This window comes from Streptomyces sp. ADI96-02, assembly GCF_003846185.1.
In the GTDB taxonomy this organism is placed as follows: Bacteria; Actinomycetota; Actinomycetes; order Streptomycetales; family Streptomycetaceae; genus Streptomyces.
Window position 1 is genome coordinate 3,151,857 of record NZ_ML123034.1, and the last position, 13,362, is coordinate 3,165,218.

General features: G+C 72.9%; 12 protein-coding genes and 2 pseudogenes. 10 read left to right on the plus strand and 4 right to left on the minus strand.

Annotated features, from left to right (window positions below; genetic code table 11):
* The first annotated feature begins 1 nt into the window (after window position 1).
* Window positions 2–1,273, plus strand: a complete 1,272-nt coding sequence (locus tag EES43_RS13740; protein WP_124268999.1) for a cation:proton antiporter — start codon at window positions 2–4, stop codon at window positions 1,271–1,273.
* Between the two features lie 110 nt (window positions 1,274–1,383).
* A pseudogene (locus EES43_RS31320) lies at window positions 1,384–1,521 on the plus strand (Tellurite resistance TerB); the annotation flags it as partial.
* Between the two features lie 85 nt (window positions 1,522–1,606).
* On the opposite strand, the gene EES43_RS13750 reads toward EES43_RS31320, so the two are convergent.
* Window positions 1,607–2,680 (minus strand): PucR family transcriptional regulator, encoded by a 1,074-nt coding sequence (locus EES43_RS13750; protein ID WP_124269000.1) that lies wholly within the window; start codon window positions 2,678–2,680, stop codon window positions 1,607–1,609.
* A gap of 462 nt (window positions 2,681–3,142) precedes the next feature.
* Here EES43_RS13750 and EES43_RS13755 point away from each other — a divergent pair.
* A pseudogene (locus tag EES43_RS13755) lies at window positions 3,143–3,493 on the plus strand (hypothetical protein); the annotation flags it as partial.
* Between the two features lie 247 nt (window positions 3,494–3,740).
* Window positions 3,741–5,780 carry an NAD-binding protein gene (locus EES43_RS13760; protein WP_124269001.1) on the plus strand — a complete coding sequence of 680 codons (2,040 nt, stop codon included), beginning with the start codon at window positions 3,741–3,743 and terminating at the stop codon, window positions 5,778–5,780.
* Between the two features lie 50 nt (window positions 5,781–5,830).
* On the opposite strand, the gene trpS is transcribed toward EES43_RS13760, so the two are convergent.
* The gene (gene trpS, locus EES43_RS13765) at window positions 5,831–6,901 is read right to left on the minus strand and encodes a tryptophan--tRNA ligase (protein ID WP_124269002.1); all 1,071 of its coding nucleotides are present in this window, start codon (window positions 6,899–6,901) and stop codon (window positions 5,831–5,833) included.
* Window positions 6,902–7,376: 475 nt separating this feature from the next.
* On the opposite strand from trpS, the gene EES43_RS13770 reads away from it, so the two are divergent.
* From EES43_RS13770 to EES43_RS13780, 3 genes are all read left to right on the plus strand, one after another.
* On the plus strand, window positions 7,377–8,561 hold the full coding sequence (locus EES43_RS13770) for an LLM class flavin-dependent oxidoreductase (protein WP_124269003.1): 1,185 nt from the start codon (window positions 7,377–7,379) through the stop codon (window positions 8,559–8,561).
* 4 nt (window positions 8,562–8,565) lie between these two features.
* Window positions 8,566–9,216, plus strand: a complete 651-nt coding sequence (locus tag EES43_RS13775; RefSeq protein WP_124269004.1) for a CE1759 family FMN reductase — start codon at window positions 8,566–8,568, stop codon at window positions 9,214–9,216.
* Window positions 9,217–9,345: 129 nt separating this feature from the next.
* Window positions 9,346–9,801 carry a universal stress protein gene (locus EES43_RS13780; RefSeq protein ID WP_124269005.1) on the plus strand — a complete coding sequence of 152 codons (456 nt, stop codon included), beginning with the start codon at window positions 9,346–9,348 and terminating at the stop codon, window positions 9,799–9,801.
* On the opposite strand, the gene EES43_RS13785 is transcribed toward EES43_RS13780, so the two are convergent.
* A complete protein-coding gene (locus tag EES43_RS13785; RefSeq protein WP_124269006.1) occupies window positions 9,783–10,190 on the minus strand; it encodes a hypothetical protein in 408 nt (135 codons plus the stop codon). The two genes, EES43_RS13780 and EES43_RS13785, sit on opposite strands and share 19 nt — an antisense overlap.
* 131 nt (window positions 10,191–10,321) lie before the next feature.
* Between EES43_RS13785 and EES43_RS13790 the strand changes: the two genes are divergently transcribed.
* The 3 genes from EES43_RS13790 (at window position 10,322) to EES43_RS13800 (ending at window position 12,853) form a co-directional block, all read left to right on the plus strand.
* Window positions 10,322–11,224 carry a hypothetical protein gene (locus tag EES43_RS13790; RefSeq protein ID WP_124269007.1) on the plus strand — a complete coding sequence of 301 codons (903 nt, stop codon included), beginning with the start codon at window positions 10,322–10,324 and terminating at the stop codon, window positions 11,222–11,224.
* Window positions 11,225–11,343: 119 nt separating this feature from the next.
* Window positions 11,344–12,549, plus strand: a complete 1,206-nt coding sequence (locus EES43_RS31325; RefSeq protein ID WP_241192414.1) for an alcohol dehydrogenase catalytic domain-containing protein — start codon at window positions 11,344–11,346, stop codon at window positions 12,547–12,549.
* Between the two features lie 58 nt (window positions 12,550–12,607).
* Window positions 12,608–12,853 (plus strand): DUF2630 family protein, encoded by a 246-nt coding sequence (locus tag EES43_RS13800; protein WP_124269008.1) that lies wholly within the window; start codon window positions 12,608–12,610, stop codon window positions 12,851–12,853.
* An 83-nt stretch (window positions 12,854–12,936) separates the two neighbouring features.
* Here EES43_RS13800 and EES43_RS13805 read toward each other — a convergent pair whose 3' ends face one another.
* Complete coding sequence (locus EES43_RS13805; RefSeq protein WP_124269009.1) at window positions 12,937–13,335, minus strand: RNA-binding S4 domain-containing protein; 399 nt, start codon at window positions 13,333–13,335, stop codon at window positions 12,937–12,939.
* Window positions 13,336–13,362: the final 27 nt, after the last annotated feature.

The window sequence follows — 13,362 nt, forward strand, 5'->3', positions numbered from 1 at the left end:
CGTGCATGACACGACCGCATTGCTGGTGGAACTCGGCGCCGTCATCCTCGGTCTCGGGATCATCGGCCGGTTCGCGGGCCGGATAGGTCTCTCCCCCATTCCCCTCTACCTGCTCGCCGGGCTCGCGTTCGGGCACGGCGGTCTGATTCCGCTGGACGCCAGCGAGGAGTTCACGGCGGTCGGCGCCGAGATCGGCGTCATCCTGCTGCTCCTCCTGCTGGGCCTCGAATACAGCGCCTCCGAACTCGTCACCAGTCTCAAGACCCAATACCCCTCCGGTGCGGTCGACTTCGTCCTCAACGCGACCCCCGGCGCCGTGGCCGCCCTGATACTCGGCTGGGGCCCCGTCGGCGCCGTCGCGCTCGCCGGAGTCACCTGGATCTCCTCGTCCGGGGTGATCGCGAAGGTGATGACGGACCTCGGCAGGCTCGGCAACCGCGAGACTCCCGTCGTCCTCGGCGTCCTCGTCATGGAGGACCTGGCGATGGCGGTCTACCTGCCGCTGCTCACCGCCATGCTCGCCGGAGTCAGTCTGGCGGGCGGCAGCCTCGCCCTGCTCATCGCCCTCGGAGCCGTCGGCTTCGTCCTCTACCTGGCGCTGCGCCACGGACGCCTGATCAGCCGCGCGGTCTCCTCCGACAACCCGGAGATGCTGCTCCTGGTCGTCCTCGGCCTCACCCTCCTGGTCGCCGGGGTGGCCCAGCAGCTCCAGGTGTCAGCCGCCGTCGGCGCGTTCCTCGTCGGCATCGCGCTCTCCGGCGAGGTCGCCGAGGGCGCGCGCAAGCTGCTCACGCCGCTGCGGGACCTGTTCGCCGCCGTGTTCTTCGTCTTCTTCGGGCTCTCCACGGACCCGGCCGACATCCCGCCGGTGCTGCTGCCCGCCGCACTGCTGGCCGTCGTCTCGGTCCTCACCAAGATCTTCACGGGCTGGTACGCGGCCCGGCGCGCGGGCATCGGTCCGCGCGGGCGCTGGCGCGCCGGCGGCACGCTGGTGGCGCGCGGCGAGTTCTCCATCGTCATCGCCGGGCTCGCCGTGGCCACCGAACCGCGCATCGGGCCGCTCGCCACGGCGTACGTCCTGATCCTGGTCGTCATCGGCCCGCTCACCGCCCGGTGGACCCAGCCCGCCGTGGCGAGGATCCAGGCCGGGCGCGGCGGCGCGGGCACGGCCACGACGGCGCAGGAGCCGCCCGCGAAGTCCGCTCCGGAGCGCCGGCAGTCGCCGGCCCACGAGGACCTGACCCCGGAACCGGCGGGCGAGACCCGCGACTGACGCAGCCTTACGGACCTCCCGTACGACCCGATCCGGCCGGCCGGTTCGGACCGCCTTCACCACGGCGGTCCGGGCCGGCCGTCGCGTTGTCGCGGGCACGGACAGCGCTGGAGCTCATCGCGGCCGACGGCGTCCTGCGGAACTTCCCCGCCGACGGCCTACAGCGACGGCTCAACGGCTACGTCGACAAGCTCACCGCCGACTTCGCCTTCGGCAAGGTCGGCGTGCTCCAGGAGATCGCGAAGGCGACACCGATGGCCCCGGTGGGCCGATGGCCTCGTGGACCGGTGCGGCGGCGGCCGACCGAGCCGTGCGGCCGGCGGGCCCGTGCGCTCAGAGCTCCTTCGCGGGCCAGTCCAGCAACCGCGCGCCGATGACCGCCGTCTGGAGGCTGTAGCGGTGCACCGGGTCCGTCGGGTCGGAGCCCGTGAGCTGATGGATGCGCTCCAGGCGGTACGTCAACGCCCGTACGCTCAAGGCGAGTCGGCGGGCCGTCTCGGCTGCGACACACCCCGCGTCGAAGTAGACCGACAGCGTCTCCAGCAGCGGTTCGTCGCCACCCCTGGCCTTCTGGAGCGGGCCCAGCTCGCTGCGCACCAGATCGGCCATCGCCGGCCGGTCCCGGGTCAGCACCGGATAGACGAGCAGGTCGGAGGCGTACAGCACGGGGTCCTCCATCCCCATCCGGTCCGCCAGGTCCAGCGCCCCCAGGGCCTCGTCGTACGAGTGCACCACCCCGCCGGGGCCGCTGTGCGGGCGGCCGATCGCCACCTGCCCGCCGTCGGTCGCCGCGTGCGACTGCTTGGCGAAGTAGCGCAGGACGTCGGGCTGACTGCCCGGGGCGATGCAGACGATCCGCCCGTCCTTCGTCGTCAGCAGGATCTTGCGCCCGCCGAACCGGGCCAGCAGCGCCGCCTCCACACCGCGCGGCACCGCGTCCGTCTCCGTGTACGCCTCCGGGCCCGCGGCCACCGCCACCGCGTGCGCCCGGGAGAGCCGCAGCCCGAAACGGGTGGCCCGCTCGGCGAGGCGGACGAGGTCGCTTCGCCCGTAGAGCAGATCGTCGATGAACTCCCGCCGCGCCGCCTCCTCCCGCCGCACGGTCAGCCGCTGGGCCCGCTCGAACCCTTCGGCGAACGCGTCGACCGCCTGCTCCACGGCGGCCAGTACGGCGTCCGCGGTGGCGGGTGAGCTTCCGGCAGTCACACGCGGCCAGGCTTCCCGCGTCTGGGCCAGGTGCATCGTCACCAGCGCCCGCAGCTGATGTCCCGCATCCGCCGCCTCACGGCCCAACGCCCGCCGGGTCTCCACCTCTTCCCGGGTGAGACGGCGTCCTGTCGCGGCGACTTCGCCCAGGATATGGGCGTAGTCGCCCAGAATCTCCGCAGGGATCTCCGGCTCCGCCACACACACTCCTTCAGCCACGAACGTTGCTCAGCACTTTCCTAACGCACACCCGGCGGTGCCGGTGCCCGGCATCAGGAACGCGTAAAGATTGCCGGAATACGGCAATGCGCGGAGAGGCCCCGGCTGACAGGATCAGGTCAGCAGGACACGGGGAAACACGGGGGAAGCACGGGGGAAGCAGGGAAAGCACGGGGGAAGCGGGAAAACACGGGGGAAAGCAGAGGAAGGCGGGGCCCTCTCCGACAGTCCACGGGGGATGCGACGGGGAGGACCGAGGGGAACGACCCGGCCGCCGCGGCCTGTTCGACAGAGCGGCGGCGGGCCCCGGGCCCCGCCGCCTTCGCTCCCGCCCGCGCCCGCGCGCCCTCGCCCTCGCCCTCGCCGCACCCTCGTACGGACAGGGACGCGGTCGGCCACCGGCCGGCGCTCCGATGCCAGGGGGTGGCGCCGATGGACGGTTTCCTGATCGCGTTCCTGATCGCGGCACTCGAATTCCCGACCGTCATCTTCGGCGCGGCCCTGGTGGTCGTCCTCTGCTTCTGGCTGCTGGTGCTGACCGGCGCCGTTGACCAGCGCTCCTTCGACGCCGACCTCGACACCCGGGCCGCGGGCCTCGGCGGAGTGCCGGTGGCCGTCTCGGTCTCGCTGATCGTCGTCCTCGCCTGGTTCGGCAGCCTCGGCGGTTCGCTCCTGCTGCTGTGGACCGGAGTCACCGGCACCGTGCGGGCCGCCCTCGCCGTCACTGTCCTGGCCGGGGCCCTGCTCCTCGCGTGGTGGGCGGTCCGCCTGCTCGTGCGCGGCATCCGCCGATACGGCCTCGCGGCTCACCGGGCGAGCCGTGGGCGCACGGGGCGCCGGCGCGGCAGTCGCCGACCCGGGCCCCGAACGGCTTCGGCCGGGCCCGTACCACCCACCAGGACTACGCGGAGCAGGAGTTGACCCGACCCGGCCGCCGCACCACCGTACCGCCGCACCACCGTACCGCCGCGTCGTCGCACCGCCGCGCGAAGATCACACAAACTCTCCACCGAACACACGGCCGAGCCGAAAGGATCGCGGCATGCTGGGCCCCGTGCTCCCCCTTCCTCAGCAGCCCGGCCGCCCGCCCTCGCCCGGACACATGATCGTCTGCGGTGACGACGCCCTGGCGCGCAGGCTCGCCGTGGAACTGCGCTACGTGTACGGAGAGCGGGTCACCCTGCTCCTGCCGCCCGGCCGCGACGCCGACAGCCCCGAGACCCCCCTGACCCAACGGGGCCGGGCGGCAGCCCTGTTCGGCCGGATGTCGGCGGCGATGAACCGCGCCGGAGCCGCCAACGGCACCGGCGGCGGAGGCGGTAGCGGCGGGAGCGGGGGCGACGACACGAACGCCGGCGTCGAGGCCGTCCGCATCATGGAGGCGCCGGAGCCCTCCGACGACGTGCTCGAAGAGGCCGGCGTCGACCGGGCGGCGGCCCTCGCGCTCGTCTACGACGACGACGAACGCAACATCCGGGCCGCGCTGACCGCCCGCCGCCTCAACCCGCGCCTGCGCCTGGTGATCCGGCTCTACAACCGCAAGCTCGGCCAGCACCTGGAAGCCCTGCTCGACCAGGCGGCGGCCGTCGCCATGCCCGGCCTCGATCCGGCGCTGCTCGACGCCTCCACCACCGTCCTGTCCGACGCCGACACCGCCGCGCCCGCCCTCGCCGCGACCGCGCTCACCGGCAGCAGCAAGGTCATACAGGCCGAAGGGCTGCTGCTGCGCGCGGCCGAACGCACCCCGCCACGAACGGGCGAGACGACCGACCCGGGCCTGTGCACCCTGGCCCTGCTCTCCTCCACCACCAACAACCCGGCAGGAACGGAGGGTTCGGACAGCAGCGGCGACGAAGGTCCCCAACTCCTGCCCGACCGGCAGTCGGTGGAAGCTGCGGCCGGTCGCGGCACGGTGGTGCTGGAGGCGATCACCCGCGCCGAACCGGGCCGGCCCGCCGGGAGGATGGGCGGCAGGGGCGCGCCGCTCGCCCAGGTCTTCTCCCGCCGGCTGCGGTGGTCGGCGCTCGGCGTGGCGGCGTCCGTGGTGGGGCTGGCGGTCGCCTCCGTGTGGACCACGCACGACAGCGTGCTGCACTCCACCTACCTCACCCTGCTCGACCTGTTGGCGATGGGCGACCCGGCGGAGAAGGGTCCGCCCGCCCGGCAGGTCATCCAGCTCCTCTCCGGGCTCGCCGGACTGCTCCTGCTCCCCCTGCTGGTCGCGGCCGTGCTGGAGGCGTTCGGCACGCTGCGCACCGCGTCGTCGCTCCGCCGCCCGCCGCGCGGCCTGTCGGGGCACGTCGTGCTGCTCGGACTCGGCAAGATCGGCACGCGGGTCCTCGTACGCCTGCGGGAACTGGACATCCCGGTGGTCGTCGTCGAGGAGGACCCCGAGGCGCGCGGCATCCCGCTCGCCCGCTCCCTGCACGTGCCCACCGTGATCGGCGACGTCACCCAGGAAGGCGTCCTGGAAGCGGCCAAGATCCGCCGCGCCCGCGCCCTCCTCGCGCTGACCAGCATCGACACCACGAACCTGGAAGCGACCCTGTACGCCCGCTCGGTCAAGCCGGACCTGAAGGTGGCGCTGCGGCTGTACGACGACGAGTTCGCCACCGCCGTCTACCGCACCCTGCGCACCGCCCACCCCCAGGCCCTGACCCGGTCCCGCTCGGTCTCCCACCTGGCCGCCCCGGCCTTCGCGGTGGCCATGATGGGCCGCCAGATCCTCGGGGCGGTCCCGGTCGAACGCAAGGTGATGCTCTTCGCCGCGCTGGAGGTGGCGGGCCACCCGCAGTTGGAGGGCCGTACGGTCGAGCAGGCGTTCCGGGCGGGCGCGTGGCGGGTCCTGGCCCTGGACGCCACCCCGCCCGCCGACCGCAACCCGGACCTCGCCGCACTCCCTCCGTACGCCCCGGAAGGCGGCCCGCAGCCGCCGTCCGGCCTGATCTGGGACCTGCACCCCGGGTACGTCCTGCGCGCCCAGGACCGGGTCGTGATCGCCGCGACCCGCCGCGGTCTGGCCGAACTGCTGCGCCGCCGGAGCACGACGTCGCCGCGGCGGCAGGAGGAACCACGACGGTAGGAGGAACCGCGGGCTCCGGGGCGCGGGCAGGGCCCAGCGGGCAGGACTCTTCAGCGGAACGTGCCCATCGCCGCCCGCACCTCCTCCAGCGTCCGCTCCGCCACCTGCGCGGCGCGCTCGTTGCCCGCCCGCAGCACGGCCCGTACGTACGCCGGGTCCGCCGCGTACTCCGCCCGCCGGGCGCGGGCCGGGGCCAGGTGGCCGTTGACCGCGTCCGTCACCGTCCGCTTCAGCGCGGCGGCCCCGCCGTCGCCGATCTCCGCCGCGACGTCGTGCGGGTCCCGGTCCAGGCAGAGGGCCGCGAGCAGGACGAGGGAGGAGACCCCGGGCCGCGCCTGCGGGTCATAGGTGATGTGCCGCTCGGCGTCCGTCGTCGCGCCCCGGATCAGGCGGGCCGTCTCGTCGGCGGTGGCGGCCAGCGGGATCGCGTTGGCGCGGCTCTTGCTCATCTTGGCTCCGTCGGTGCCCAGCAGCAGCGGAGCGGTGGAGAGCAGGGCGTCCGGTTCCGGGAAGACCTTCCCGTAGCGCTCGTTGAAGCGGCGGGCGACGGTCCGGGTGAGTTCGAGGTGGGGCAGCTGGTCCTGACCGACCGGGACCAGAGCGGCCTTGCAGAAGAGGATGTCGGCGGCCTGATGCACCGGATAGGTGTACATCAGCCCGCTCACCGCGGCCTGCCGGGAGTGCGCGATCTCGTCCTTGACGGTGGGGTTGCGGCTCAGTTCCGCGACGGAGACGAGACTGAGGAAGGGCAGCACCAACTGGTTGAGCGCGGGCACGGCGCTGTGGTTGAAGACGGTGGTGCGGTCCGGGTCGAGGCCGAGGGCCAGGTGGTCCAGGAGCAGCCCCTCCGTGTACTCGTCCAGCCGCTCGGCGGTGTCCCGGTCGGTCAGGACCTGGTAGTCGGCGATCAGGACGAAGACCTCCGCACCCAGGTCCTGGAGGCGCAGCCGGTTGCGGAGGGTGCCGAAGTAGTGCCCGAGGTGCAGCGGGCCGGTCGGACGGTCTCCGGAGAGGACGCGGAAGCGGCCGGGGTTCTCGGCGATCTCCCGTTCCAGCTCGGCGCTGCGGCGCTCGGCGGCGGCGTGGGTGGATGCGGTGGCTGTGGCTGTGGCAATGCTCATGGCGGTCTCTCCTCGCGATGGTGTGTGCGTGGAGGACGGCCCCCGCCGGGCGGCGATGAGGCTGTTCGATCCGTGTCGCGCCGTACGAAGGCGGCGAAAAGGGCCGTCCGTGTCGAACGGCCCTGGTTCCGTGCAGGTGCTGTGGCCGCTCCTAGGAGGAGCGCCACCAGTTTCGGCACGGTACGGAGGTCATGCGGTCAGTGTACCGATCGGGGGGCATCCGGCCAGGCGCGTTTCGCGGGGTCGCACGCTCGGCTCCGGAGAGCGCCGCACCCTCGGCTCCGGAGAAGGAGGACGCGCTGTTCCGTAGCGGTCGGCGGTGCGGGACGTCCGGCGGTACGGGGCCGGGGAGTGCCGGCGGTACGGGGCCGGGGAATAGGTGTCCGGGGGGTCTCGTTGTAGGCTGTAGTTCAACGTTCAACCAAATTGTCGATCACCACCGCGGACCACGCGGACCACCACGGAGGCGGGCGCCATGCAGTTCGGGATCTTCACCGTCGGAGACGTCACCACCGACCCCACCACCGGCAGGACGCCGACCGAGAACGAGCGGATCAAGGCGACCCTGGCCATCGCGCAGAAGGCCGAGGAAGTCGGCCTGGACGTCTTCGCGACCGGCGAGCACCACAACCCCCCGTTCGTCCCGTCCTCCCCGACGACGACGCTCGGCTACATCGCCGCCCGCACCGAGAACCTGATCCTCTCCACCTCCACCACGCTCATCACCACCAACGACCCGGTGAAGATCGCCGAGGACTACGCCACGCTCCAGCACCTCGCGGACGGCCGCGTCGACCTCATGATGGGCCGGGGCAACACCGGGCCGGTCTACCCCTGGTTCGGCAAGGACATCCGCCAGGGCATCCCGCTGGCCATCGAGAACTACGCCCTCCTGCACAAGCTGTGGCGCGAGGACGTCGTCGACTGGGAGGGCAAGTTCCGCACGCCGCTCCAGTCCTTCACCGCCACCCCGCGCCCGCTGGACGGCGTTCCGCCGTTCGTCTGGCACGGCTCGATCCGCTCTCCGGAGATCGCCGAGCAGGCCGCCTACTACGGCGACGGCTTCTTCCACAACAACATCTTCTGGCCCATGGAGCACACCCGGAAGATGGTCGACCTCTACCGCCGCCGCTACGCCCACTACGGCCACGGCACCGCCGAACAGGCCATCGTCGGACTCGGCGGCCAGGTCTTCATGCGCAAGAACTCTCAGGACGCGGTACGGGAGTTCCGCCCGTACTTCGACAACGCCCCGGTGTACGGCCACGGCCCCTCCCTGGAGGACTTCACCCGCGACACCCCGCTGACCGTGGGCTCCCCGCAGGAGGTCATCGAGCGGACGCTGACGTTCCGGGACGCGGTCGGCGACTACCAGCGGCAGTTGTTCCTCATGGACCACGCGGGCCTGCCGCTGAAGACCGTGCTGGAGCAGCTGGACATCCTCGGCGAGGAGGTCGTGCCCGTCCTGCGCAAGGAGTTCGCCAACCTGCGCCCGGCGGGTGTGCCGGACGCCCCGGTGCACCCGGCGGTCACCGCGGCGCGGGCGGCCCGTTCCTCCGACAACCGGACCGTCGCCGCCACCGACACGAGCACCAGCACCAGCACCAGCACCAGCACCAGCACCAGCACCAGCACCGACAACGACCGGAAGGACGCCTGACCTCATGTCCGCCGCCACCCCTCTGCGCATCGTGGCCGTCTCGGCCGGTCTGAGCCGGCCGTCCTCGACCCGGCTCCTGGCCGACCGGCTGGCCGCCGCCGCCCGTGAACGGCTGGCGGCGGAGCAGGACCGGAGCGTCGAGGTCCGCGTCGTCGAGCTGCGCGACCTCGCCGTGGACATCGCGAACCACCTGGTCAGCGGGTTCCCGCCGGCCGCTCTGCGCGAAGCGGTGGACGCGGTGACCGAGGCCGACGGGCTGATCGCCGTGACGCCGGTCTTCACCGCCTCGTACAGCGGCCTGTTCAAGTCCTTCTTCGACCTGATCGACACCACGGCCCTGACCGGGAAGCCCGTCCTGATCGCCGCGACGGGCGGCACGGCCCGGCACTCGCTGGTCCTGGAGCACGCACTGCGTCCGCTCTTCGCCTACCTGCGGGCGGTCACCGTACCGACGTCCGTCTACGCGGCCTCGGAGGACTGGGGCTCGACCGGCGACGCCCACACCGACGGACTGCCGTCCCGGATCCGGCGGGCCGGCGGCGAGCTGGCCTCGGCGGTTCTCGGCCGTACAGGCTCGGGCGGCACCGGTCACGGCGAGGAGGACGACGCGCTCGTCCCCTTCGAGCAGCAGCTCGCGGAACTGCGCGTGAGCTGACCGCCCTCATCACCGCCCGCCACCGCTCAGGACCGCCCAGATCCGCCCGACAAGCCAGGAATTGTCCGGGTTGACTTGACTACAGTGAGACGGACCGCTGTACCGGGCCGGACCTAGCTGGAGGCAGATATGGGCAGGATCGTCGTGGGCGTGGACGGCTCCGAATCCTCGATCAAGGCCCTGCACTGGGCCGTACGCCAGGGCGAGCTGACCGGGGACACGGTCGAGGCCGTGAACAGCTGGGAGTACCCCGCGACCAGCTGGGCCTCGATGATGCCGGGCCTGCCCGAGGACTTCGATCCGCAGGAGATCGCGACCGTCTCCCTGAACGAGGCGTTGGAAGAAGCCCTGGGAGCGGCGGGAGCGGCCGGCGTCACCAAGGTCGTGGTCATCGGCAACCCGGCCCAGGCCCTGCTGGACCGAGCCCGGGGCGCGAACCTGCTGGTCGTCGGCGCCCGCGGGTACACCGGCTTCAAGGCGACCCTGCTCGGCTCGGTGAGCCTGCACGTCACGCAGCACGCGCCCTGCCCGGTGACCGTGGTGCGCGCCTCCGAGGAGCCCGGCGCTCATCTCTCGCGCGAATAGAGGAAGTAGAAGCAGGTCACGAAGGTGCCCACGCCGACCACCAGCCCCAGCACCGTCGACCGCAGCACGCTCGTGTCGGTGAGACTCACCAGGAACCCGATCGACGCCGCCGTCAGCACGCCGTACGCCAGCGCCCTCGGCCCGTGCGTCAGCGCCCCCTGGACCTGGGCCAGCGCCAGGCAGAGCAGTGCGAGCGCCGCACCGGAGACCAGTCCGAGCACCAGCTGATCCATGGTGCCGGGGCCTCCGTCGCGGCGGAGGAACGCGGCGTAGAAGCCGTAGATCACGCCGAGTACCAGGGGCACCGCCCACGCGAGCACCGTGTGGTGGCGGACCCGTGCCCGCGCGTGCCTGCCTCGCCGTCGGGGCATGGCTGCGTGTGTGGTCATGGGCGGTCAGCTCCTTCGGTCGCCCCGTCGCGCGCCCCCGTTCCTCCAGAGCACACCCGAGTTCGGTGCCCGGCAACTCGAACGGCGTACGGTCCGGAGCGGGGCGGCCCGGTACGGGATTCCCTGGAGGTGTGCGGACCTCTCTCTCAGCGACTCTCTCGGCAGTCCTGCTCGTGCTGCTCGCCGTCCTGGTGCCGTTCAGCGCGCTCTCGGCCTGGGTGGACCTGGAGATCGACGACACCGACCGCTACGTCGCCGCCGTCTCGCCGCTGTCCTCCGATCCGGCGGTGCGCGACACCGTCGCGAACCTGGTGACCGACCGGGCGATGGAGCAGATCGACCTCGGCCCGCTCCAGGACACCGTGCGGGACTTCCTGCACGACACCGTGCGCTCGTTCACCACCACCGAGGCCTTCCGCAAGGTCTGGGACACGGCGAACCGGAGCGCCCACGAGGCGGTCACCGCCGCCCTGGACGGCAAGAGCGGCGAGGCCGTGCGGATCGACCTGGCCCCGGTCATCGACCAGGTCAAGCAGGAGCTGGTGCGCGAGGGCGTGCCCTTCGCCGACCAGATCCCCGTCGAGCGGACCGAGATCACCGTCCTCGGCCCGGATGAGGCGGACAACCTGCGGACCTCGTTCCGCCGGCTGCGGGACTGCGGCATCTGGCCCGCCGTCGGCACCCTGGTGTTCCTGGTGCTGGTGGTGGGCGTCGCGGCGGTGCGGCGCGGGCTGCGGGCCGCCCTGTTCGCCACCGCCGTGATCGGCGGCGGCCTCGTGCTCGGTGCACTCCTGCTGCGGATCCTCGTCGCGGTGGGCCGCAGCCGGGTGCTGAACGAGGTGCCGAACGAGGACCGGGACGCGGCGGCGGCCGTCGCCGACGCGCTGACCGACTCGCTGCGGACCACGGTGTGGGTGGTGCTGGCGGTCGGGGTGGTCCTGCTGGTGGGTGCGCTGACGACCCGGGTACTGCTGGGGCGGCGGCGGAGCCGGACGGACCATCCCGCCGCCCCGCCTCCGGCCGGTCCGAGCTGACCGACGCGGCGGGCCCCGGTACGGGACCCGGCCGGGCGTCCGGCCCGAGGTGCGACCGGACGGGGGCCGGGCGAGAGTGGGAACCGAGACCGTCCGGGGGCGACTGAGAGGTCCAGCGCATGCGCGCCATCGCCATCAGCACGTACCTCGCGGAGCCCGGTCTCGTCGAGCTTCCGAAACCGGAGCCCGGCGCGGGCGAGGTCCGGATCAAGGTCGAGTACGCGGCGCTCAACCCGCACGACCGGCCCGCCGCCCGGAACTCCGCCGACGGTTCCCCGTACGTGTTCCCGCTCGTCGTGGGCGTCGACTTCGCGGGCCGGGTGGACATGATCGGCAAGGGCGGCAACCGCTTCCGGGTGGGCGACCCGGTCGTCGGGATGATCGTGCCTCCGCGCGCCGGGCAGGGGGCGTTCTGCGAGTACGTCTCGGTGTCGCAGCACTCACCGCTCGCGCTCGTCCCGCGCGACTTTCCGCTGCGCCTCGCGGCGGCCCTGCCCTCCGCCGGAACGGCCGCCGTGCGGATCCTGCGGACGCTGGGCCTGCCGGCCGGGGCGAGCCTGCTCGTCGTCGGCGCGGCGGGCGGGGTCGGCGGATTCCTCACCCAACTGGCAGCCGCGCACGGTCTGCGGGTCCTCGCGGCGGTGCGCGGTGACGAGACCCGCCGGATGGAGTCGTACGGGGCGACCGCAACGCTCGATACGACCACCGGAGCGCTGGAGGCGGGCGTGCGACGCGTCTTCCCGGACGGTGTGGACGCCCTGGTCGACCTGGCCTCCGCAAGTCGCGCCGCCTTCGCGGAGACTTGCGCGCTCGTACGGAACGGGGGCACCGCCCTGAGCACGCGCGGCGCGGCCCCACCGGACGGCTCCGCCGCTCCTGCCACCGCCCTCCACAGCCGCGGGCCGCACATCACCATCACCGGCCCGCACGTCACCGAGCCGCACACCGCACGCTCGATCGTCGCCGCCCCGTCCGTCGCCGCCGACCCGTTCGTTCCCGGCCTGCACGTCTCCGACCTGCACGTCTCCGACCTGCGCGTCACGGCCTCGCGCGGCTCGGCCTCGCGGAACTCGACTCCGCGCCCCGCCCCCGACCGGACCGGCACGCCCTCCGCGACGCGGAGTGCCGACGCACCACCCCGGATCGTCCACGCCGGATTCCGGTTGGATCCGACCTCCGCGCTGCTCGACCTGCTGGTGGCCGAATCGGTCGCGGGCACGCTCCGCGTCCCCGTCGAGCGCGAGCTTCCGTTGGAGAAGGCCCCGCAGGCTCTCGCCCGGAACCGCAGGCGCGGGGCCCGGGGCAAGACCGTGCTGGCCCTCTGAGCACGCGCCGTGGGCACCCCGGCCCGCCGCCCTCACCGAACGATCCGAAAGAGGCGTCATGGCAGACAGCGACATCTTCGACAACATCGGCGAACTCGTCTCCGAGGAGCGGGAACTGCGCGACCGCTCGGTGGCGCACATGGGACTGTCCACCGAGGAGCGAGCCAGGCTGCGCGCGGTCGAGGTGCAGCTCGACCAGTGCTGGGACCTGCTGCGACAGCGGCGGGCGCTCGGCGAGTACGGCGACGACCCCACGACGGCGAGGGTCCGACCCGCCGACGAGGTGGAGGGGTACCAGAGCTGACCCGGGGGCCGCTGGGCGGTTCGGGTGTTTCACGTGAAACACCCGAACGCACCGGTCGGCACCGGCCTGCTCCGGCGGTCCTACTACTCCGGCGGCCGGCCCTGAAGGCGGTCCATCTCCCGGCGGTCGCGCTTGGTCGGCCGTCCCGCGCCCCGGTCGCGTACCGGGACCTGGATCGCCAGCTCGCGCGGCGGCGGAGGCGGGCTGTTGTCGACGAAGCATTCGGCGGCCACCGGCGGGCCCACCCGCTTCTTCACGATCTTCGAGACGACGACCACCCGGTCGCGGCCCGCGTGGCGGAGCCGGATCTCGTCGCCGACGCGTACGGCCTGGGCCGGCTTGGCGCGCTCCCCGCCCACCTTCACGTGCCCCGCGCGAGCGGCTGCAGCCGCCTGGGCACGGGTCTTCGTCAGCCGGACCGACCAGATCCACACGTCGACCCGGACGCTTCCCTCAGCCTGCGGCGCCTCACCGGAAACCATGGGTCCGACTCTACGGGCCCGTACCGC

Bases quoted from the DNA above. Each gene is read 5' to 3' on its own strand.
- EES43_RS31325 (WP_241192414.1), top strand. From the start codon at position 11,344: ATGCGCGCCATCGCCATCAGCACGTACCTCGCGGAGCCCGGTCTCGTC.
- EES43_RS13770 (WP_124269003.1), top strand. From the start codon at position 7,377: ATGCAGTTCGGGATCTTCACCGTCGGAGACGTCACCACCGACCCCACC.
- EES43_RS13775 (WP_124269004.1), top strand. From the start codon at position 8,566: ATGTCCGCCGCCACCCCTCTGCGCATCGTGGCCGTCTCGGCCGGTCTG.
- EES43_RS13805 (WP_124269009.1), bottom strand. From the start codon at position 13,335: ATGGTTTCCGGTGAGGCGCCGCAGGCTGAGGGAAGCGTCCGGGTCGAC.
- trpS (WP_124269002.1), bottom strand. From the start codon at position 6,901: ATGAGCATTGCCACAGCCACAGCCACCGCATCCACCCACGCCGCCGCC.
- EES43_RS13800 (WP_124269008.1), top strand. From the start codon at position 12,608: ATGGCAGACAGCGACATCTTCGACAACATCGGCGAACTCGTCTCCGAG.
- EES43_RS13785 (WP_124269006.1), bottom strand. From the start codon at position 10,190: ATGACCACACACGCAGCCATGCCCCGACGGCGAGGCAGGCACGCGCGG.
- EES43_RS13760 (WP_124269001.1), top strand. From the start codon at position 3,741: ATGCTGGGCCCCGTGCTCCCCCTTCCTCAGCAGCCCGGCCGCCCGCCC.
- EES43_RS13780 (WP_124269005.1), top strand. From the start codon at position 9,346: ATGGGCAGGATCGTCGTGGGCGTGGACGGCTCCGAATCCTCGATCAAG.